The organism is Kitasatospora sp. NPDC001225, from assembly GCF_053597855.1.
Map to the genome: position 1 here is coordinate 1 of NZ_JBSFJC010000157.1, position 17117 is coordinate 17117.

The 17117-nt window shown below is 74.0% G+C and carries 18 protein-coding genes and 1 pseudogene; 5 read left to right on the forward strand and 14 right to left on the reverse strand.

All coding sequences use genetic code 11. The features are described from left to right. Positions 1 to 98: 98 nt before the first annotated feature. Positions 99 to 431 (reverse strand): YnfA family protein, encoded by a 333-nt coding sequence (locus tag ACWDCZ_RS33920; protein WP_380663970.1) that lies wholly within the window; start codon positions 429 to 431, stop codon positions 99 to 101. A gap of 18 nt (positions 432 to 449) precedes the next feature. Then, complete coding sequence (locus tag ACWDCZ_RS33925; protein ID WP_049652769.1) at positions 450 to 1664, reverse strand: pyridoxal phosphate-dependent aminotransferase; 1215 nt, start codon at positions 1662 to 1664, stop codon at positions 450 to 452. Between the two features lie 97 nt (positions 1665 to 1761). On the opposite strand from ACWDCZ_RS33925, the pseudogene ACWDCZ_RS33930 reads away from it, so the two are divergent. Both ACWDCZ_RS33930 and ACWDCZ_RS33935 read left to right on the forward strand, forming a co-directional pair. After that, a pseudogene (locus ACWDCZ_RS33930) lies at positions 1762 to 2115 on the forward strand (winged helix-turn-helix transcriptional regulator); the annotation flags it as partial. A 309-nt stretch (positions 2116 to 2424) separates the two neighbouring features. After that, positions 2425 to 3288, forward strand: a complete 864-nt coding sequence (locus ACWDCZ_RS33935; protein ID WP_449817863.1) for an SGNH/GDSL hydrolase family protein — start codon at positions 2425 to 2427, stop codon at positions 3286 to 3288. Between the two features lie 31 nt (positions 3289 to 3319). Here the strand turns inward: ACWDCZ_RS33935 and ACWDCZ_RS33940 are convergent, their stop codons facing one another. Then, positions 3320 to 3982: a GNAT family N-acetyltransferase gene (locus tag ACWDCZ_RS33940; RefSeq protein WP_449817864.1), complete on the reverse strand. Its 663-nt coding sequence runs from the start codon at positions 3980 to 3982 to the stop codon at positions 3320 to 3322. A 130-nt stretch (positions 3983 to 4112) separates the two neighbouring features. Between ACWDCZ_RS33940 and ACWDCZ_RS33945 the strand changes: the two genes are divergently transcribed. Next, a complete protein-coding gene (locus ACWDCZ_RS33945; protein ID WP_449812569.1) occupies positions 4113 to 5063 on the forward strand; it encodes a pentapeptide repeat-containing protein in 951 nt (316 codons plus the stop codon). 4 nt (positions 5064 to 5067) lie between these two features. On the opposite strand, the gene ACWDCZ_RS33950 is transcribed toward ACWDCZ_RS33945, so the two are convergent. From ACWDCZ_RS33950 to ACWDCZ_RS33960, 3 genes are all read right to left on the reverse strand, one after another. Next, the gene (locus ACWDCZ_RS33950) at positions 5068 to 5628 is read right to left on the reverse strand and encodes a DinB family protein (RefSeq protein WP_079272064.1); all 561 of its coding nucleotides are present in this window, start codon (positions 5626 to 5628) and stop codon (positions 5068 to 5070) included. Positions 5629 to 5670: 42 nt separating this feature from the next. Beyond that, on the reverse strand, positions 5671 to 6123 hold the full coding sequence (locus tag ACWDCZ_RS33955) for a hypothetical protein (protein WP_449817865.1): 453 nt from the start codon (positions 6121 to 6123) through the stop codon (positions 5671 to 5673). Positions 6124 to 6226: 103 nt separating this feature from the next. After that, positions 6227 to 6961 (reverse strand): tyrosine-protein phosphatase, encoded by a 735-nt coding sequence (locus tag ACWDCZ_RS33960; protein WP_449817866.1) that lies wholly within the window; start codon positions 6959 to 6961, stop codon positions 6227 to 6229. 133 nt (positions 6962 to 7094) lie between these two features. Between ACWDCZ_RS33960 and ACWDCZ_RS33965 the strand changes: the two genes are divergently transcribed. Next, positions 7095 to 7436: a DUF5713 family protein gene (locus ACWDCZ_RS33965; RefSeq protein ID WP_049658165.1), complete on the forward strand. Its 342-nt coding sequence runs from the start codon at positions 7095 to 7097 to the stop codon at positions 7434 to 7436. A 16-nt stretch (positions 7437 to 7452) separates the two neighbouring features. Here ACWDCZ_RS33965 and ACWDCZ_RS33970 read toward each other — a convergent pair whose 3' ends face one another. After that, positions 7453 to 8352 (reverse strand): aminoglycoside phosphotransferase family protein, encoded by a 900-nt coding sequence (locus tag ACWDCZ_RS33970; protein WP_074002215.1) that lies wholly within the window; start codon positions 8350 to 8352, stop codon positions 7453 to 7455. Positions 8353 to 8506: 154 nt separating this feature from the next. Next, positions 8507 to 8899, reverse strand: a complete 393-nt coding sequence (locus tag ACWDCZ_RS33975; protein ID WP_049658162.1) for a PPOX class F420-dependent oxidoreductase — start codon at positions 8897 to 8899, stop codon at positions 8507 to 8509. Between the two features lie 179 nt (positions 8900 to 9078). On the opposite strand from ACWDCZ_RS33975, the gene ACWDCZ_RS33980 reads away from it, so the two are divergent. Then, on the forward strand, positions 9079 to 11568 hold the full coding sequence (locus ACWDCZ_RS33980; RefSeq protein WP_449817867.1) for a Tex family protein: 2490 nt from the start codon (positions 9079 to 9081) through the stop codon (positions 11566 to 11568). 108 nt (positions 11569 to 11676) lie between these two features. Here ACWDCZ_RS33980 and ACWDCZ_RS33985 read toward each other — a convergent pair whose 3' ends face one another. The 6 genes from ACWDCZ_RS33985 to ACWDCZ_RS34010 form a co-directional block, all read right to left on the reverse strand. Then, the gene (locus ACWDCZ_RS33985; protein WP_049658799.1) at positions 11677 to 12108 is read right to left on the reverse strand and encodes an SHOCT domain-containing protein; all 432 of its coding nucleotides are present in this window, start codon (positions 12106 to 12108) and stop codon (positions 11677 to 11679) included. A gap of 98 nt (positions 12109 to 12206) precedes the next feature. Beyond that, a complete protein-coding gene (locus ACWDCZ_RS33990; protein WP_449817868.1) occupies positions 12207 to 12791 on the reverse strand; it encodes an NUDIX hydrolase in 585 nt (194 codons plus the stop codon). Further along, entirely contained in the window at positions 12791 to 13948 is a 1158-nt protein-coding gene (locus tag ACWDCZ_RS33995; protein WP_375875269.1) for a type III polyketide synthase, read from the reverse strand. Before ACWDCZ_RS33995 ends, ACWDCZ_RS33990 begins: the two co-directional genes overlap by 1 nt. A 133-nt stretch (positions 13949 to 14081) precedes the next feature. Next, positions 14082 to 15290, reverse strand: coding sequence for a cytochrome P450 (locus tag ACWDCZ_RS34000; RefSeq protein WP_449817869.1), 1209 nt, complete (start codon positions 15288 to 15290; stop codon positions 14082 to 14084). A 189-nt stretch (positions 15291 to 15479) separates the two neighbouring features. Next, complete coding sequence (locus ACWDCZ_RS34005; RefSeq protein ID WP_082346159.1) at positions 15480 to 16193, reverse strand: response regulator; 714 nt, start codon at positions 16191 to 16193, stop codon at positions 15480 to 15482. Further along, positions 16190 to 17062 (reverse strand): sensor histidine kinase, encoded by an 873-nt coding sequence (locus tag ACWDCZ_RS34010; protein WP_449817870.1) that lies wholly within the window; start codon positions 17060 to 17062, stop codon positions 16190 to 16192. Before ACWDCZ_RS34010 ends, ACWDCZ_RS34005 begins: the two co-directional genes overlap by 4 nt. Between the last annotated feature and the right edge of the window lie 55 nt (positions 17063 to 17117).

A 17117-nucleotide genomic window follows, 5' to 3' on the forward strand; every position in this document is an offset into this window, starting at 1 on the left:
GTGAGCCAGTCGGCCCAGGAGCGCGGCTGCGGCTGCCGCTGCCCGTCCGGGGGTTCCTCCTCGGCAGGTCTCAGGGGGTGCTCCCGGCACCGGTGCGTTCAGCGCCGGGGGCCGTACATGATGACGGCGACCCCGGCCAGGCAGATCAGCGCGCCCAGCACGTCGTAGCGGGTCGGCCGGAAGCCGTCCACGGCCATGCCCCAGAGCAGCGAGCCGGCCACGAACACCCCGCCGTACGCGGCCAGCACCCGGCCGAAGTGGCTGTCCGGCTGCAGGGCCGCGACGAAGCCGTACGCGCCGAGCACCACCACGCCCACCCCGGCCAGCCACCACGGCCGTTGCTCGCGCACGCTCTGCCAGACCAGCCAGCAGCCGCCGATCTCGGCGAGGGCGGCGAGGACGAACAGGGCGATGGAGCGCAGGACGGTCACGACCCAGAGCCTAGGTGTTCAGCTCTGCCGGTACGTCGCGAGGAAGCGCCCGATCCGGTTGATGGCCGTCTCCAGGTCGTCGGCCCGGGGCAGGGTGACGAAGCGGAAGTGGTCCGGGCGGGGCCAGTTGAAGCCGGTGCCCTGGACGACGTGGATCTTCTCGCGCAGCAGCAGGTCCAGCACGAACCGCTCGTCGTCGACGATCCGGTGCACCGCCGGGTCCAGCCTGGCGAAGGCGTACAGCGCGCCCTTGGGCTTGACGCAGCTGACGCCGGGGATCTCGTTGAGCGCCTTGACCGCGATGTCGCGCTGCTCGGTGAGCCGGCCGCCGGGCAGCACCAGGTCGTTGATGGACTGGTGGCCGCCGAGCGCGGCCTGCACGGCGTACTGGGCGGGCACGTTGGGGCACAGCCGCATGCCGGAGAGCATGGTCAGGCCCTCCAGGTAGTCGGTGGCGTGCTGCCGGGGCCCGGAGACGACCAGCCAGCCGCTGCGGAAGCCGGCCACCCGGTAGGCCTTGGAGAGGCCGTTGAAGGTGAGGGTGAGGACGTCGTCGGCGAGGGCGGCCAGGCAGTGGTGCTCGGTGTCGTCGTAGAGGATCTTGTCGTAGATCTCGTCGGCCAGCACCATCAGGTGGTGGCGGCGGGCCAGGTCGAGGATGCCCTCCAGCAGTTCCTTCGGGTAGACCGCGCCGGTGGGGTTGTTGGGGTTGATGACGACGATCGCCTTGGTGCGGGCGGTGATCTTGGCGGCGATGTCGTCCAGGTCCGGGTACCACTCGGCCTGTTCGTCGCACAGGTAGTGCACGGCCTTGCCGCCGGCCAGCCGGACCACGGCCGTCCAGAGCGGGTAGTCGGGCATCGGCACGAGCACCTCGTCGCCGTCGTCCACGAGCGCGGTGACGGCCATCTGGATCAGCTCGGAGACGCCGTTGCCGAGGTAGACGTCGTTGACGGTGACGCCCTCGACCCCGCGCTGCTGGTAGTACTGCACCACCGCGCGACGGGCCGGCAGGATGCCGCGCGAGTCGCTGTAGCCGTGCGCCTTGGGCAGGTTGCGGATGATGTCCTGGAGGATCTCCTCGGGCGCCTCGAAGCCGAAGGGGGCGGGGTTGCCGGTGTTCAGCCGCAGCACGCTGTGCCCGGCCTCCTCCAGGGCGTTGGCCTGGTCGACCACCGGGCCCCGGATCTCGTAGCACACGTCATTGAGCTTGCTGGACTGTCGAAACTCCATCTGCGGCCTCCCGACCGTCACCACCGCTCCGTTGCTTCAGCTTTGTTCTACCAAGTGAGTACTTGGAAAGTCCAACCTCTTGGCTATGCTGATCCGCATGTCACGCCGAAGCTACGACCAGTACTGCGCCGTCGCCCGCGCCCTGGACGCGGTGGGGGAGCGCTGGAGCCTCCTGATCGTCCGTGAGCTCCTCGGCGGCCCGCGCCGCTACACCGACCTGCACGCCGACCTGCCCGGCGTCTCCACCGACATCCTGGCCGCCCGGCTCAAGCAGCTGGAGGGCGACGGACTGATCGCCCGCCGCCGACTGGAGCGGCCCGCCAACGCGACGGTCTACGAGCTGACCGGGCGCGGCCGCGAACTGCGGCCGGTCGTCGAGGCGCTGGGGGAGTGGGGCCTGGCCGCCCTCGGCGAGCAGCGGCCCACCGACGCCGTGCGCGAGCACTGGTTCACGCCCCGGAAGGCCGGCGAGGAGGCCGGCGAGGAGGCGGTGGCCGTGACGGGCTGACCGTCGCGGTCGCCTGAATGGGGCGGCGGCAAGGCCCCCGTCGCCGACCGCCGCCCCGTGAGCTCAGGATGGCCCGGGCCGATAAACGAACGATCGGCGTGCGATGAGCGCCGAGGTTCGCCGGTGGTCGCCGGGGTTCGCCGGGGGTCCGTCGGAGCCGCCGGGGCCCGCTGTGGTTCCGGACGGGCACGCACGTACGATCGTCGGATCGTCGAACCGCCGGAGTCATCCCGGGAGAGCGGAGGCCAGCCCGTGCCCACCCCCTACCGCAGCTACGTCGCCGTCGGCGACTCCTTCACCGAGGGCATGTGCGACGACCTGCTGCCGGACGGCCACTACCGGGGCTGGGCCGACCGGGTCGCCTCGGCACTGGCCGCCGAGCACACGGAGCACGCCGAGCACACGGAGCACGCCGAACGCTCTGGGCACGCCGAAGGCTCTGAGCAGGCCGAGCACGCCGAGCCGGAGTCCGCGGGCACCGGCTTCCGGTACGCCAACCTCGCCGTCCGCGGCAAGCTCATCGGCCAGATCCACGACGAGCAGCTCGCCCCCGCCGCCGCGATGGGCGCCGAGCTGGTCACCCTGGCCGGCGGCCTCAACGACGTGCTGCGCCCCGGCTGCGACATCGACGCCGTCGAACGGCTGCTCGGCCGCTGCGCCGACGGGCTGCGCGCCACCGGCGCGACCGTCGTGCTGTTCACCAGCACCGACCCGACCCGCAGGATGGCGGGCGGCGCCCGGCTGCTGCCCGCGATCCTGCGGATGAAGGCCTTCGTCCAGGAACTGGGCCGGCAGGACGGCTTCGTCGTGGTCGACCTGTTCTCCGCGCCGTGCTTCGACGACCGCCGGCTGTGGGCCGAGGACCGCCTGCACCTGTCGCCCGAGGGGCACCGCCGGGTCGCCGAGGGCGTGCTGGAGGCGCTCGGCCGCCCCGCCGCCTTCGACTGGCGCGCCCCGCTGCCCGCCGCCGCCCCGGCCGGCCGCGGCGAGCGGCTGCGCGAGGACGCCCGCTGGCTGGGCACCCACGTCGGCCCGTGGATCGGCCGCCGCCTCACCGGCCGCTCCTCGGGCGACGGCCGCCCGGCGAAGCGGCCGGAGCTGCTGCCGTACCGCTGAGGCCCGCCGCCCGGGTGCCACGGGCCCCGGCCTACTCGGTGTCGTGGACGCCCGGCGCGTCGAGGACCAGGCTCGCCATCGGGGCGTGGGTGGTCCAGCCGAGCGCCGTGTAGAGCGCCTGCCCCTCCGGGGTGCCGACCAGCACGCCGGTGCGCGCGCCCCGCTCGTGCGCGGCGGACTGGAGCGTCCGCATCACCAGGGCGCCCAGGCCCCGGCGGCGGTGCTCCGGCGCGGTGGTGATCTGGTCCGGTACGGCCACGGGGCCGGCCAGGCCCGCCTGGCCGCGGGCGGCGAGGTGCCCGTCCCCGGTGCGCACCAGCACCCGGAGGATCCCGCCCCGCTCCCAGGTGGTCACGGTGTACCCGGCCGGGGCCTCGGGCCGCTCGGGGAGGAGCGGGACGCTCATCAGGAAGCCCGGCGCGTCCAGCCGCCACCGTTCGTCCAGCCAGGGGCGCACGGTGGCGTCCTCGGCGAACAGCTTCAGCCAGGTGGTCGGCGCGGTGACGGTCTCGCCGAGCTTGCGGACCTCGGCCTCGGTCGGCTCCGGCAGCACGTGCCGGCCGACCTCGCCGACCGGTGCGCCGACGTCGATGCTCCAGCCCCAGGGCTGGTCCACCGGCTCGGCGGAGCCGCGCGAGACGGCCCAGCCCGAGATCCACATCCGGACCAGTTCCCTGATGTCCGGTTCCCGCATGGCGCCCACCCCCGTGTGTAATGGTCTCTACTGCGCTGGGAAGCTTACCGGCGCCGAGGGTCGTCTGCCCAGTAGGATTCCGGGGTTCACCGCGCCGACCGGCGCCCCGCTGCTGGAAGGACCCCGGAACGTGCGCGAGACCGAGTCGCCGCAGGACCAGACGGCGGCCGCGCCGACCCCGCCACCGACCCCGCAGCCGACCGCGCTCCGGGCCGACTGCGGCAGCTGCTTCGGGCTCTGCTGCGTCGCCCTGCCGTTCGCCGCCGGGTCCGACTTCGCCATGAACAAGCAGGCCGGCAGTCCCTGCCACAACCTCCAGACCGACTTCAGCTGCGGCATCCACGTGCGGCTGCGCGACAAGGGCTTCCAGGGCTGCACCGTCTACGACTGCTTCGGCGCCGGGCAGCGGGTCTCCCAGGTGACCTTCGGCGGCCGCAGCTGGCGCGAGGAGCCGGACAGCGCCAAGGCGATGTTCGACGTCTTCCCGGTCGTGCGGCAGCTGCACGAGCTGCTCCGGTACCTCACCGAGGCGCTCACCTTCGCCCCCGCCCAGCCCGTCCACGACGAACTGCGGCAGGCGCTGGCGGAGACCGACCGGCTGGCCGGCGGCACCCCCGAGGAGATCCTCGCCATCGACGTCCCGGCCCACCGGCAGCGGGTCAGCGAGCTGCTGCTGCGGGCCGGCGAACTGGTCCGCGCGGCCGTCCCGCGCCGCCGCGAGCTCCGCGGCGCCGACCTCTTCGGCGCCCGCCTGCGCGGCGCCGACCTGCGGGGCGCCAACCTGCGCGGCGCCCTGCTCGTCGCGGCCGACCTCTCCGGCGCGGACCTGCGCCTCGCCGACCTGGTCGGCGCCGACCTGCGGGACGCCGCCCTGGCCGGCGCCGACCTCAGCACGGCCCTCTTCCTTACCCAGGCCCAGCTCGACGCCGCCCGCGGCGACGCCACCACCCGCCTCCCGGCCGGCCTCACCCGGCCCGCCCACTGGCCCGAGACCGCCCCGACTCCCGCCGCGGGCGCCGGGGCCGGGCCCCGTGCGGGCAAGGGCGGCGGCCGCCCCGGTCGGAGCGGCCGCCGGCGCTGAGGCGCTACTGGCCCACCCGGCCGTCCACGCACTCGCGCAGCAGGTCGGCGTGGCCGCAGTGGCGGGCGTACTCCTCGATCCGGTGCACCTGCAGCTCCCGGATCGAGAGCCGGTCCTTCCCGACCCGCTCGCCCAGGTCCTGGTACCCGGCCAACGCGGCGTCCAGCGCGGCCTGTTCGCGCTCCAGGTCGTGGAACGCGGCGTCCACCACGGCCTGCTCGCCGACGGCCCCGTCGAAGTCCGCGTCCCGCCCGCCGTACAGCTTGGGCAGCGGCTCGCCGTCGGTGATCCAGTTCCGCCAGTCCCGTTCCACCCGGGCCAGGTGCCGGACCAGGCCGAGCAGCGACATCGTGGACGGCGGCACCGAGCGGCGGGCCAGCTGCTCCGGGGCCAGGCCGTCGCACTTCATCCGCAGGGTCAGCCGGTAGTTCGTCAGGTAGTCCTGGAGGGTGGCGAGTTCGCCGTCCGGACTCGGGCCCTCGCTGTTGCGGGGGTCGTCGTCCGGATCGGCCCACATGTCGGGGTAGACGGTCGCCTCGGTCCATCGCACGGGTTGCTCGGTCATGCCCGGCATCCTCCTTCGCAACCACCCCCGGCCGCCACCGGGTTATCGCACCCTCAGCCCCCGGAGCAGCCGCTCGCCCTCCGCCCCGAAGACGGCCCGGAGCACGGTGGCGACGTCGGCCTCCGGCACGGCGGCGCGGACCTCCGCCAGGACGCCCGGGAACCCCTCGTCGTCGATCACGCCCTGGTGCTCCCGGCGCAACCGGTGGACGAGCGCGACGAGTTCGGGGCGCAGCCGCATCCAGGCGCGGACGGCGTCGACCTCCTCCTCGACCAGCCGCAGGAACCAGCGCATCACCTCGTACGGGATGTCGACGGCCCGCCCCCGCGGGTCGAGGCTGATCGTCGGCTCCCGCGCCGGGTCCTCGTCGGGGACGACCGCGGCCACCAGAGCCCGCGGGACCGCCCTGAGCCGCAGCTCCAGGAAGTAGGCGTCGTCGGACGGGTCGTACCCGGTGGTGACGCTGTAGTCCGGGTCGGGGCTCGGCGTGGGCATGGCGGCATGCTGCCAGGCGCCGCTCCGCCGGGCGAGGGCGTTTTCGGGGACCCCCGCGCACGGGACGTCGGGCCGGCCGACTTCCCGTGCGGGGCGGCGGGGCTCAGTCGGTCAGCAGACGGGCGCGCAGGGTGTCGATCTGCGCGCGGTCGATGCCGAGGGCGCCGGTGAGGTAGGCCCCGACCGAGCCGTGGCGGTCGGCGAGGTCGGCGAGGGTGAGCCGGATGACGGCCTCCGGGGCGCGCCCGTAGCCGGGCCAGCGCAGGGTGCGGCCGGGGTGGGCGGCGTGCCACTCGGCGACGAAGTGCGCGGTGGCGAGCTCGGTGAGGGCGAAGTCGGCGGCGATGTCGTCCTCGCCGACGCCGAGCAGGGTGAGCAGCAGGGCGGCGATCAGCCCGGTGCGGTCCTTGCCGGAGGCGCAGTGGAAGACCACCGGGGCCTCGGCGGCCGTGATCACGTCCAGCGCCTGGCGGATCTCCTTCACCCCGTCCTCGGCGACCTCGGCGAAACGGTCGGCGAGGTGGCGCCAGGGGTCGACCTCCGGGTCGATCTCGGCCTGGTCGTACGGGCGGTGCTCGATCGAGAGGTTGTGGTACTCCAGGCCCTCGAACCCGGGCACCCGGCCCTTGGCGTCGATCTCCCAGGGGTAGCGGAGGTCGATCACGGTCCGCACGCCGAGCGCCTGGAGCCGGTCCAGGTCGGCGGGGGAGCCGAGCTTGCCGAGCGAGTCGGAGCGGTACACCAGCCCCCACCGGACGGACCGCCCGCCGGCGCCCGGGTAGCCGCCCAGGTCGCGGAAGTTGTGCAGGGCCTCGAACTCGATGTGACGTGTGGTCATGCGCGGCACTCTAACCAGCGCGTCAAGCGCCGCCGGGCCGGGGGAGCGGCGGCGGCCGGCCGGGCGCCGCCGTCTGTCAGTGGTGTCGGGCAGGATCGGCACGTCGGTTCTTCGGAGGGACGGAAAGGGCGTCATGGCGATCACGAACGAGCAGGTGACGGAGCAGGAGTTCCTGCGGGAGATGTCCGAGGACCCGTACTTCCCCGACCACCTCGTGGCCAAGGGCAGGGCCATCCTGGTGCGGCTGTGCGAGCGGATCGAGGCCGAGCGGCCGGCGGACCTGCCGGCGCTGTACGTGCTCTCCCACGCCGCCGCGGAGGAGTTCAACCGTCTGGACACGGAGTTGAAGGCGGCGGGGAGCGAGATCGAGACGGCGGCGCGGGAGGACATCGCCGAGGCCTTCTGGATCATCGCCTCGGCCTACGGCTTCGAGGACGCGGACGTGGAGGAGATGGTCGAGCCCCGGGAGTGGTGACGGGCACCGCCCTGCCCTACACGCTGCGGTCGGCGAGGACCTCGCGGACGACGTGGCGGGCGTTGGCGGTCAGGGCCTGGTCGGTGTGGCGGTAGTACGGGATCGTCACCAGGGCGAGGGAGAACGCCCAGGCGCGGCCGCGGGCCCACATGGCCTCGTCCGCGTGGAGGGCGGCGCGGAAGGCGGGGCGGGCGGTGGCGGGCAGCAGGTTCCAGGCGGCGATCAGGTCGGCGGTTGGGTCGCCGACGCCCATCAGGGCGAAGTCGATGACGGCGGCGAGCCGGCCGGCGCCGGTGAGCAGCAGGTTGCCGGGGGTGAGGTCGCCGTGCAGCCAGACCGGCGGGCCGGCGTAGTCGGGCAGTCGAAGTGCCTTGTCCCACAGGGCGGTCGCGGCCTCGGTGTCGATCGAGCCGGAGAGCTGGGCGATGGCCGCGCGGGTGGCGCCGTCCCGGGAGGCGAGCGGGACGCTGCGCTGGGAGACGGGGGCGTCGGCCGGGTCGACGGCGCGCAGGGCGTTGACGAAGCCGGCCAGGTCGCGGGCCAGCGCCTGGGGTGCGGCCAGGGCGTGGACGACCGGGTTGGCGCCGTCCAGCCAGTGCAGGACGGACCACTCCCACGGGTAGCCGGCGGCGGGCCGGCCGACCGCGAGCGGTGCCGGGACGGGCAGCGGCAGCCGCGGGGCCAGCCGGGAGAGCCACTGCTGCTCCCGCCGCAGGCCCCCGGCGGCCCACTCCACCCGGGGCAGCCGGACGGCGAGTTCGGGCCCGAGGCGGAACATCGCGTTGTCCGCCCCGGAGGTGGCGGCGGGGGTGACCGGGAGGCGCTCCCACTGCGGGAACTGGGCGGCGATCAGCCGCCGCACCAGGGCCGCGTCGACCACCGGCCCGTCGGGGTGGATCCGGGTGGCAGCGCACATGCCCGGCAGCGTACAGCTCCGGTCGTCGCCGTTCAGCCGGATTGCCGAACTGCTCACATTCCGACGGTCGTTCGAACCGGAACGCGCGATTTCGGCCACCCGGCGACGGCCCTGACGGCCCTGACGGCCCTGACGGCCCTGGCGGCCCCGACGGTCACCCGAAGGTGACCCGCACCCCGATGGTGCCGCCCTTGCCGAAGCGCAGCACGTTGGCGGTCAGCGCCACCGCGCACAGCAGGCCGTACTTGCGCCGCAGCAGCTTCCGGTAGGCGGGCGCCCGGTCGGGGTCCAGCACCGCGGCGGCCGGCACCTGGGCGCCGAGCAGGTTCCCGCGGATGTCGCTGGGCCCGACCAGCACGTCCGAACGGTTGCGCAGGCGCTTGACCTTGCCGGTCTTGGTGACGGTGGTGAAGACCAGCGCGTCCCCGTCGCGCGCGACCCACACCGGGGTGGCGACCGGAGTGCCGTTCCTCCGGTAGGTGGTGAACAGCAGGTACTTGGCGGCGGCGAGCCGCTCCAACTCGGCGGCGGCATCCAGAGTGTCCATGCCCGCCAGCCTAGGAAGCCGCAACTGGGCCCCGCTCAAGCCTCGGTGGAGCCCCGGGGCCGTCAGCCGGAGGCGCGCGCCACGCCCGGCCGTCCCGGGGGCGGCCGGTCGGTGTCGTCGGCACCTGCCAGAATGCAGGGCGTACGGCGCAAGCACTGATGGAGAAGGTGACCGGCTTCGTGACCACGCCAGTCGAACAGGTGGCCCGGCAGGCCCAGCAGGCGATCGAGCGGCAGATCGCCGAGGAGCTGGGTGTCCGCGAGGGGCAGGTGAAGGCGGCCGTCGATCTGCTCGACGGCGGCTCGACCGTGCCCTTCGTGGCCCGCTACCGCAAGGAGGTCACCGGCTCCCTCGACGACGCCCAGCTGCGTGCCCTGGAGGAACGGCTGCGCTACCTGCGCGAGCTGGAGGACCGCCGGGCGGCCGTGCTGGAGTCGATCGAGGCCCAGGGCAAGCTGGACGACGCGCTGCGCGCCCGGGTGCTCGCCGCGGACTCCAAGGCCCGCCTGGAGGACATCTACCTGCCGTTCAAGCCGAAGCGGCGCACCAAGGCGCAGATCGCCCGCGAGGCGGGCCTGGAGCCGCTGGCGGACACCCTGCTGGCCGACCCGGGGCAGGACCCGGCCGCGCTGGCCGCCCAGTACCTCAACGAGTCGGTGGCGGACGGCGCCGCGGCCCTGGAGGGCGCCCGGGCGATCCTGGTCGAGCGCTTCGGCGAGGACGCCGACCTGGTCGGCTCGTTGCGCGAGCGGATGTGGACCCGCGGCCGGCTGGTCGCGAAGGTCCGCGACGGCAAGGAGGGCGACGGCGCCAAGTTCGCCGACTACTTCGACTTCGCCGAGCCGTACACCCGGCTCCCCTCGCACCGCATCCTGGCGATGCTGCGCGGCGAGAAGGAGGAGGTGCTCGACCTCGACCTCTCCCCGTACGACGGCGAGTCCGAGGGCGACCTTCCGGGCGAGAACGACTACGAGCAGCGGATCGCCGCCCGCTTCGGCATCGCCGACCGCGGCCGCCCGGCCGACAAGTGGCTGGGCGACACCGTCCGCTGGGCCTGGCGCACCCGCGTGCTGGTCCGGCTCGGCATCGACCTGCGCGCCCGGCTGCGCGCCGAGGCCGAGGAGGAGGCGGTGCGGGTCTTCGCCGCCAACCTGCGCGACCTGCTGCTCGCCGCCCCGGCCGGCACCCGCGCCACCATGGGCCTGGACCCGGGCTTCCGCACCGGCGTGAAGGTCGCCGTGGTGGACGCCACCGGCAAGGTCGTCGCGTACGACACGATCTACCCGCACCAGCCCGCCAACAAGTGGGACGCGGCCCTGGCGACGCTGGCGGCCCTGGCGAAGAAGCACGACGTCGACCTGGTGGCGATCGGCAACGGCACCGCCTCCCGGGAGACCGACAAGCTCGCCGAGGACCTGCTGGGGCGCCACCCCGAGCTGAAGCTCACCAAGGCGATGGTCAGCGAGGCCGGCGCCTCGGTCTACTCGGCCTCCGCGTTCGCCTCGCAGGAGCTGCCGGACCTGGACGTGTCGATCCGCGGCGCGGTCTCGATCGCCCGCCGGCTCCAGGACCCGCTGGCCGAGCTGGTCAAGATCGACCCGAAGTCGATCGGCGTCGGCCAGTACCAGCACGACCTGAGCGAGGTGAAGCTCTCCCGCTCGCTGGACGCCGTGGTCGAGGACTGCGTCAACGCCGTCGGGGTGGACGTCAACACCGCCTCGGCGCCGCTGCTCACCCGGGTCTCCGGGGTCACCGGCACGCTGGCCGACAACATCGTCGCGCACCGCGACGCCAACGGCCCGTTCCGCACCCGCCGGCAGCTCAAGGACGTCTCCCGGCTGGGCCCCAAGGCCTTCGAGCAGTGCGCGGGCTTCCTGCGCATCCCCGGCGGCGAGGACCCGCTGGACGCCTCCAGCGTGCACCCGGAGGCCTACCCGGTGGTGCGCCGCATCCTGGCCGCGACCGGCGGGGAGCTGCGCGAGCTGATCGGCAACGGCGAGCGGCTGCGGGCGCTGCGCCCGGCGGACTTCGCCGACGACACCTTCGGCGTGCCGACCGTCACCGACATCCTCGGCGAGCTGGACAAGCCGGGCCGCGACCCGCGCCCGGCCTTCCGCACCGCGACCTTCAAGGAGGGCGTCGACAAGATCGGCGACCTGGAGGTCGGCATGGTGCTGGAGGGCGTGGTCACCAATGTCGCCGCCTTCGGCGCCTTCGTGGACGTGGGCGTCCACCAGGACGGGCTGGTGCACGTCTCGGCGCTGTCGAGGAACTTCGTCAAGGACCCGCGCGAGGTGGTCAAGCCCGGCGACATCGTCAAGGTCCGGGTGCTCACGGTGGACGTGCCGCGCAAGCGGATCGGGCTGACCCTGCGGCTGGACGACGAGGTCGGGCGCGAGCGCGGCGGGGACCGCGGCGACCGCGGCGACCGCGGTGACCGCCAGGCCCGCCCGCCGCGCCAGGAGCGCCGGGGCGGTGGCCAGGGCGGCCAGGGCCAGGGCGGTCGCGGCGGCCAGGACCGGCGCGGCGGCGGTCAGGGCGGCGGCGGTGACCGCGGCGGCTCCGGCGGCGGTGCGCCGGCCAACAGCGCCATGGCGGACGCGCTGCGCCGCGCGGGCCTGACCGGCGGCGACGGTGGCCGCGGCGACCGGCGCTCCGGGCGGCGCTGAGCGGCTGAGCGGAGCCGAGCCGGCACCCGGAACCCGACAGCGACAGCGGCAGCGGCCGGGGCCGGTGGACGTCACAGTGCGTCCACCGGCCCCGGCCGTCCGTGCGGGTCAGGCCAGGAGCTTGTCCTTGGCCTTCTGGTACTCCTCGTCGGAGATGGCGCCCTTCTCCTTCAGGTCCGCCAGTTTCGCCAGGTCGTCGACGTGGCTGCCGCCACCGCCTCCGCCGCCCGCCGGTGCCGTTCCGGCGGCGTCCCGGATGTAGGACTTGAACGCGGCCTCGGACCGCTCCGCCTGTTCGACGTCCCGCTTGCCCATCGACTGCCCGCGGGCGATCAGGTAGGCGAGGACGCCGATCAGCGGCAGGATGATCACCAGGACCAGCCAGCCGGCCTTGGCCCAGCCGCCGAGGTCGTGGCTGCGGAAGATGTCCGTGATGATCTTGAACAGCAGGAAGAACCAGAGGATCCAGAGGAACAGCTCCAGCATCGTCCAGAAGATGTGGAGTGCCGGGTAGTCCACGGCCAGCAGTTTGGTGTCCATGGCCGAGTCATATCACCGCAAAACGGACATGGCCTGCTGCTGTTCGGCTGTTCCGGTGGTCTTCCGTCCCAGTGGGAATATCCCGGCGGGGAGCGGTTTCAGCCCAGCCCGGCCCGTCGGCGCAGCTCCACCGCCAGCGCGACCAGCTCGCCCCACCAGGCGTCGTGCCCGGCCAGCAGCAGCCGCTGGGCCTCCGCGGGCGGCACCGGACGGACCTCGACCACCTGCTCGCCGTCCGCCGGGTTGGTCGGCGCGGAGTCCAGCGCGACCTCGCCCCAGCCCCACAGCCAGGCCTTCTCCGGGTGCGGCTGCCACGGCCGGTACGGCACCGGGTCCTCGGTGCGGCAGCGGTGCGCGCCCAGCCAGTGCGGCTCGCCGAGCAGCCGGGCGCCCGCCTCCTCGCGCAGCTCCCGGGCCAGGCAGGCGACGATGCCCTCGTCCTGCTCCCGGGTGCCGCCGGGCAGGAACCAGTGGTCCCGGTCGTCCCGGCAGAGCACGACCTGACCGTCCGCGAAGCCGACCAGGTGGATGTTGGTGACCAGGGCGTCCGGCGGCGGCTCGGTGGAGAACTGCGCGTCGAAGCGGCCCCAGCTCCAGTACTGCGGCGCGTGCAACGCCGGGAACAGGGCGGCGAGTTCGGCTGATCTGGCAGAGGTGTCGGTGCGCGCCGTGGTATCGGTCATCAGGAGATCGTAGTGCCGGTCGGGAAACGGCGGGGGACGGTCGGATGGACGAGCGCGATGTCGGAGGTGGAGATGGCGCGCGGCCGGCGCGGACGCGCCCCTTCGGCCGGTGCGCCGACCCAACTGCCCAGCGAGATCTCGGCGGTGATGCCCGGACCGAAGCCCGCGATCAGCCCGGTGGTGCCCTCGGGCACGCCGCCGTCGGCGAACAGCCGGGCCAGGGCGTCGAAGACGACGGCGCTGGCGATGTTGCCGCGCTCGGTGAGCGTCGCCCGGCTGTAGCGGAAGGTGGCCGGCTCCAGGTTGAGGAAGCGGCACAGGTCGTCCAGGATGCGCGGGCCGCCCGCGTGCACGATGTAGAAGCCGAGCCCGGAGACGTCCCAGCCGTGCTCCCCGGCCAGGCCGCGCAGCGCGGGCGCGAGCAGCTCCATGGTGCCGGGCACCCGCCGGTCCAGCTGGAAGTGGAAGCCGGTGTCCTTCACCCCGTACGAGATCCAGTCCTCGGTGTGCGGGACGAGGTGCGAGCCGTTGCGCTCGACCTGCACGCCGTGCCCGCCGTTCCCGCGCATCACCACGGCGGCGACCGCGTCGCCGAACAGCCCGTTGGAGAGCAGCGAGCCGACGTCGAGGTCGGTCGGCTGGTAGCAGAGCGAGCAGAACTCGCAGGCGACGATCAGCACGTTGGCGCCCGGGTAGGCGCGGCAGAAGTCGTGCGCCCGGTTGACGGCGGCGCCGCCGGCCGCGCAGCCGAGCTGGGCGATCGGCACCTGGCGGGTGTCGGAGCGGAAGCCCATGGTGTTGATCAGCCAGGCGGTCATCGACGGCATCATGAAGCCGGTGCAGGACACGTAGACGATCAGGTCGATGTCCCGGGCGGTCAACTCGCCGTGGGCGAGGGCGCGTTCGACCACCTCGGGGACGCGCCGCTTGGCCTCGCGCTCGTACACCTCGTTGCGGACGGTGAAGCCCGGGTGGGCGAGGGTCCGTTCGATCGGCTGGACCAGGTGCCGGGTGCGCACCCCGGTGTTCTCGATCAGCCGCAGCGCCAGGCCGAGTTGGGGGTGGTCGGCGTGCAGGGTGCGGGCCAGGGCGAGGGTCTCGTCGAGGGTGATGACGTGCTCGGGTACGGCGATGGCGGGGCGGCAGAGTGTTGCCATGGGTACGGGTCTCCCCTGGGGGCCTGGTGGCAGGCATGGTGGATGCGTGGAGCGGTGCGGACGCCGCGGCGGCCGGGGGCGGCGGGCGGCGGCGGGTGGTGGTGACGGGTGGCGGCGGCAGGCGGGGAGTCGGCTACCAGGCCACCGGCAGGGTGCGCGGGAAGCGCCAGATCGAGCCGGAGTTCCAGTCGAGTTCGGACGGCTCGACGGCCAGCCGCAGGCCGGGGAAGCGGCGCAGCAGGGTGCCGATGGCGACCTGCAGCTCCATCAGGGCCAGGTGCGAGCCGAGGCAGCGGTGCTGGCCGTACCCGAAGGTCATGTTGACGGGCCCGGCGTCGCGGTCGAGGTCGAGTTCGTCGGGGCGCTCGTAGGCCGCCGGGTCCCGGTTGGCGGTCAGGTAGGAGACGTGCACGGCCTCGCCGGCCCGGATCAGCACGCCGCCCAGTTCGACGTCCTCGGTGGCGACCCGGGCGATGCCGACGCCCTGGCGGAACGGGATGAAGCGCAGCAGCTCCTCCAGGGCGCGGGGCAGCATCTCGGGCCGGGCGCGCAGTTTGGCGAGCTGCTCGGGGTGGGTGAGCAGGGTGTAGGTGAGGTTGCCGAGCTGGTAGGTGCTGGTGTCGTGGCCGGTGACCAGCAGGACCATCGCCATGACGGTCAGCTCGTCCGGGTCCAGCAGTTCGTCGCCGTCGCGGGCGGTGGCCAGGGCGCTGATCAGGTCCTCGCCGGGGTGGGCGCGGCGCTCGGCCGTCAGCCCGGTGAAGTAGTCGCGCAGCGCGCTCTTGGCGGCCTCCTGGCCGTCCCGGCTGCCGGGGCCCATCCGCATCATCGCCACGGCGTGGCCGCGCAGTTCGGCGCGGTCGGCGGCGGGGATGCCGAGCAGTTCGCAGATGGTGGTGAGGGGGAGGCGGCCGGCCAGGAAGTGCATCAGGTCGGCGGGGGCGCCGTGTTCGGTCATCTCGTCGAAGTAGCCGTCGACGGTCCGCTGGGTGGCCGGGCGCATCCGTTCGACCTGGCGGTTGGTGAAGCCCTGGGCGACGAGTCGGCGCAGCCGGTTGTGGGCGGGCGGGTCCATCAGGTTGATCGCCTCGGCCTGGGCGATCGGGGCGGGCGTCATCCGGGGCAGGTCGCGGCCGATGCCGGCGGCGCGGCTGAACCGGCGGTCGCTGGTGACCACCTTGACGTCCTCGTAGCGGGTGGCCAGCCAGGCCTCGCCCTCGCCGTGCGGCAGCCGGATCCTGGCGACCGGGGCCTCGGTGAGCAGTCGCTTCAGGAGGGGGTCGAACTCCAGGCCGTCGGTGTGGTGGAAGGGGCAGTCCCACACGGGGGCGGTGGTGGTCACGGGCCGGTCCAAGTGTTCTCGTCATGCCGGGGGGTGGCGCCCGAGGTGGTGGTCACGTTCGGGCGTGGACATGCAGATGGTGCCCCATGAACTGGCAAAAAGGAGAACGTGGTGAAGAGAGTTAACTCCAAGGAGTGAGATTGGGCTGATAGTCATGCCAATCAGCCAGCAGTCAAGGGAAGTTGACGTTCAGTCGGCGCCGCCCGGCGCGACCAGCCCGGTCTCGTAGGCGAGCACCACCGCCTGCGCCCGGTCCCGCAGGTTCAGCTTGGCGAAGATCCGGGCCACGTGGGTCTTCACCGTCGACTCGCTGAGCGTCAGCTCGCGTGCCAGCTCGGTGTTGGACAGCCCGCGCCCGAGCAGCGCCAGCACCTCCGCCTCGCGCGGGGTGAGCGGCGCGAGGTCGCGGTGCAGCGCCGGGCCGTCGGCGCCCGGGGCCGGGCGCGGGGCGCCGGCCGCGAACCGCTCGACCAGGCGCCGGGTGATCGAGGGGGCGAGCAGCGCGTCCCCGGTGTCCACCAGCCGTACGGCGGCGGCGAGGTGGGCGGAGGTGACGTCCTTGAGCAGGAAGCCGCTGGCCCCGGCGGACAGCGCGGCGTAGACGTAGTGGTCCAGGTCGAAGGTGGTCAGCATGATCACCCGGCAGCCGGGCACCTGGGCCAGGATGCGCCGGGCGGCCTCCAGGCCGTCCGTGCCGGGCATCCGGATGTCCAGCAGCGCCACGTCCGGGCGGTGCAGGACGGCGGCGGCCACCGCCTCGGCGCCGTCCGAGGCCTCGGCGACCACGTCGATGCCGCGCGCGGTGAGGATCATCCGGAAGCCGGTGCGGACCAGCTCCTGGTCGTCGGCGATCACCACCCGGGGGCGGCGCTCCTGGTCCTGGGGCACGTTCTCCTCCGTCACGGCCGGTCCAGCGGGATGCGGGCGCGGACCCGGAAGCCGCCGCCGAGCCGGCGCCGGGCGTCCAGGTCCCCGCCGTACACCGCGACGCGCTCGCGCAGGCCGATCAGCCCGCGCCCGGCGCCGTCCGGCCTCGGCCCGTCCGGTGCGGACCGTCCGCCTGACGCGGCGGCCGCCCCGGAGAGCACGCTCGGACCGCTGTTGAGCACCTCCACCCGCAGGTAGTGGTCCGCGTAGCGCACCGTCACCTCCGCCGTCACCCCGTCCCCGTGCTTGAGCGCATTGGTCAGCGCCTCCTGGATGATCCGGTACGCCGTCACGTCGATCCCGCCCGGCAGCGGCCTCGGCTCGCCCGAGACCCGCACCTCGACCGGCAGCCCGGCGAAGGCGAACCGGTCGATCAGCGGGCTCAGCCGGCTCAGGCTGGGCTGCGGCGCGAAGCCGTCCGGCGCGGGCTCCTCGCTGCCGTCCGCGGCGGGGGCCAGCAGGCCGAGCAGGTGCCGCAGCTCGGTCATCGTGTCCCGCCCGGCCGCCTCGACCGCGGCCATCGCGGCTGCCGCCTCCGCGGGCATGGTGGCCAGCACCTCGCGCGCGGCCCCGGCCTGCACCACCATCAGGCTCACGTTGTGGCTCACGATGTCGTGCAACTCGGCGGCGATCCGCGACCGTTCGGCCTCCACGGCGGTCCGGGCGGCGCTCTCCCGCTCCCGTTCCAGCAGCCAGCCGCGCTCGCCGATGGCCGCCCGGTGCAGCCGCCGCGCCCGGGCGAGCGCCACCGCCAGCCAGCCGGCCGCCGTGCCCGCCGCAGCGGCCGGCGCGACGGCCGCCCACTCCCACCCCGTTCCCCACACGGCGACAGCCTCCCAGGTCACCGCATGTTACACAACATCCGGGGGTGCCGCCCCCCTACATCCCGGGTACAACGCC

What these genes read in the sequence shown, in the direction of transcription:
- ACWDCZ_RS33925 (WP_049652769.1), bottom strand. Translation starts at nt 1,664, where the DNA reads ATGGAGTTTCGACAGTCCAGCAAGCTCAATGACGTGTGCTACGAGATC.
- ACWDCZ_RS33940 (WP_449817864.1), bottom strand. Translation starts at nt 3,982, where the DNA reads ATGCGGGAACCGGACATCAGGGAACTGGTCCGGATGTGGATCTCGGGC.
- ACWDCZ_RS33950 (WP_079272064.1), bottom strand. Translation starts at nt 5,628, where the DNA reads ATGACCGAGCAACCCGTGCGATGGACCGAGGCGACCGTCTACCCCGAC.
- ACWDCZ_RS33955 (WP_449817865.1), bottom strand. Translation starts at nt 6,123, where the DNA reads ATGCCCACGCCGAGCCCCGACCCGGACTACAGCGTCACCACCGGGTAC.
- ACWDCZ_RS33960 (WP_449817866.1), bottom strand. Translation starts at nt 6,961, where the DNA reads ATGACCACACGTCACATCGAGTTCGAGGCCCTGCACAACTTCCGCGAC.
- ACWDCZ_RS33965 (WP_049658165.1), top strand. Translation starts at nt 7,095, where the DNA reads ATGGCGATCACGAACGAGCAGGTGACGGAGCAGGAGTTCCTGCGGGAG.
- ACWDCZ_RS33970 (WP_074002215.1), bottom strand. Translation starts at nt 8,352, where the DNA reads ATGTGCGCTGCCACCCGGATCCACCCCGACGGGCCGGTGGTCGACGCG.
- ACWDCZ_RS33975 (WP_049658162.1), bottom strand. Translation starts at nt 8,899, where the DNA reads ATGGACACTCTGGATGCCGCCGCCGAGTTGGAGCGGCTCGCCGCCGCC.
- ACWDCZ_RS33985 (WP_049658799.1), bottom strand. Translation starts at nt 12,108, where the DNA reads ATGGACACCAAACTGCTGGCCGTGGACTACCCGGCACTCCACATCTTC.
- ACWDCZ_RS33990 (WP_449817868.1), bottom strand. Translation starts at nt 12,791, where the DNA reads ATGACCGATACCACGGCGCGCACCGACACCTCTGCCAGATCAGCCGAA.
- ACWDCZ_RS33995 (WP_375875269.1), bottom strand. Translation starts at nt 13,948, where the DNA reads ATGGCAACACTCTGCCGCCCCGCCATCGCCGTACCCGAGCACGTCATC.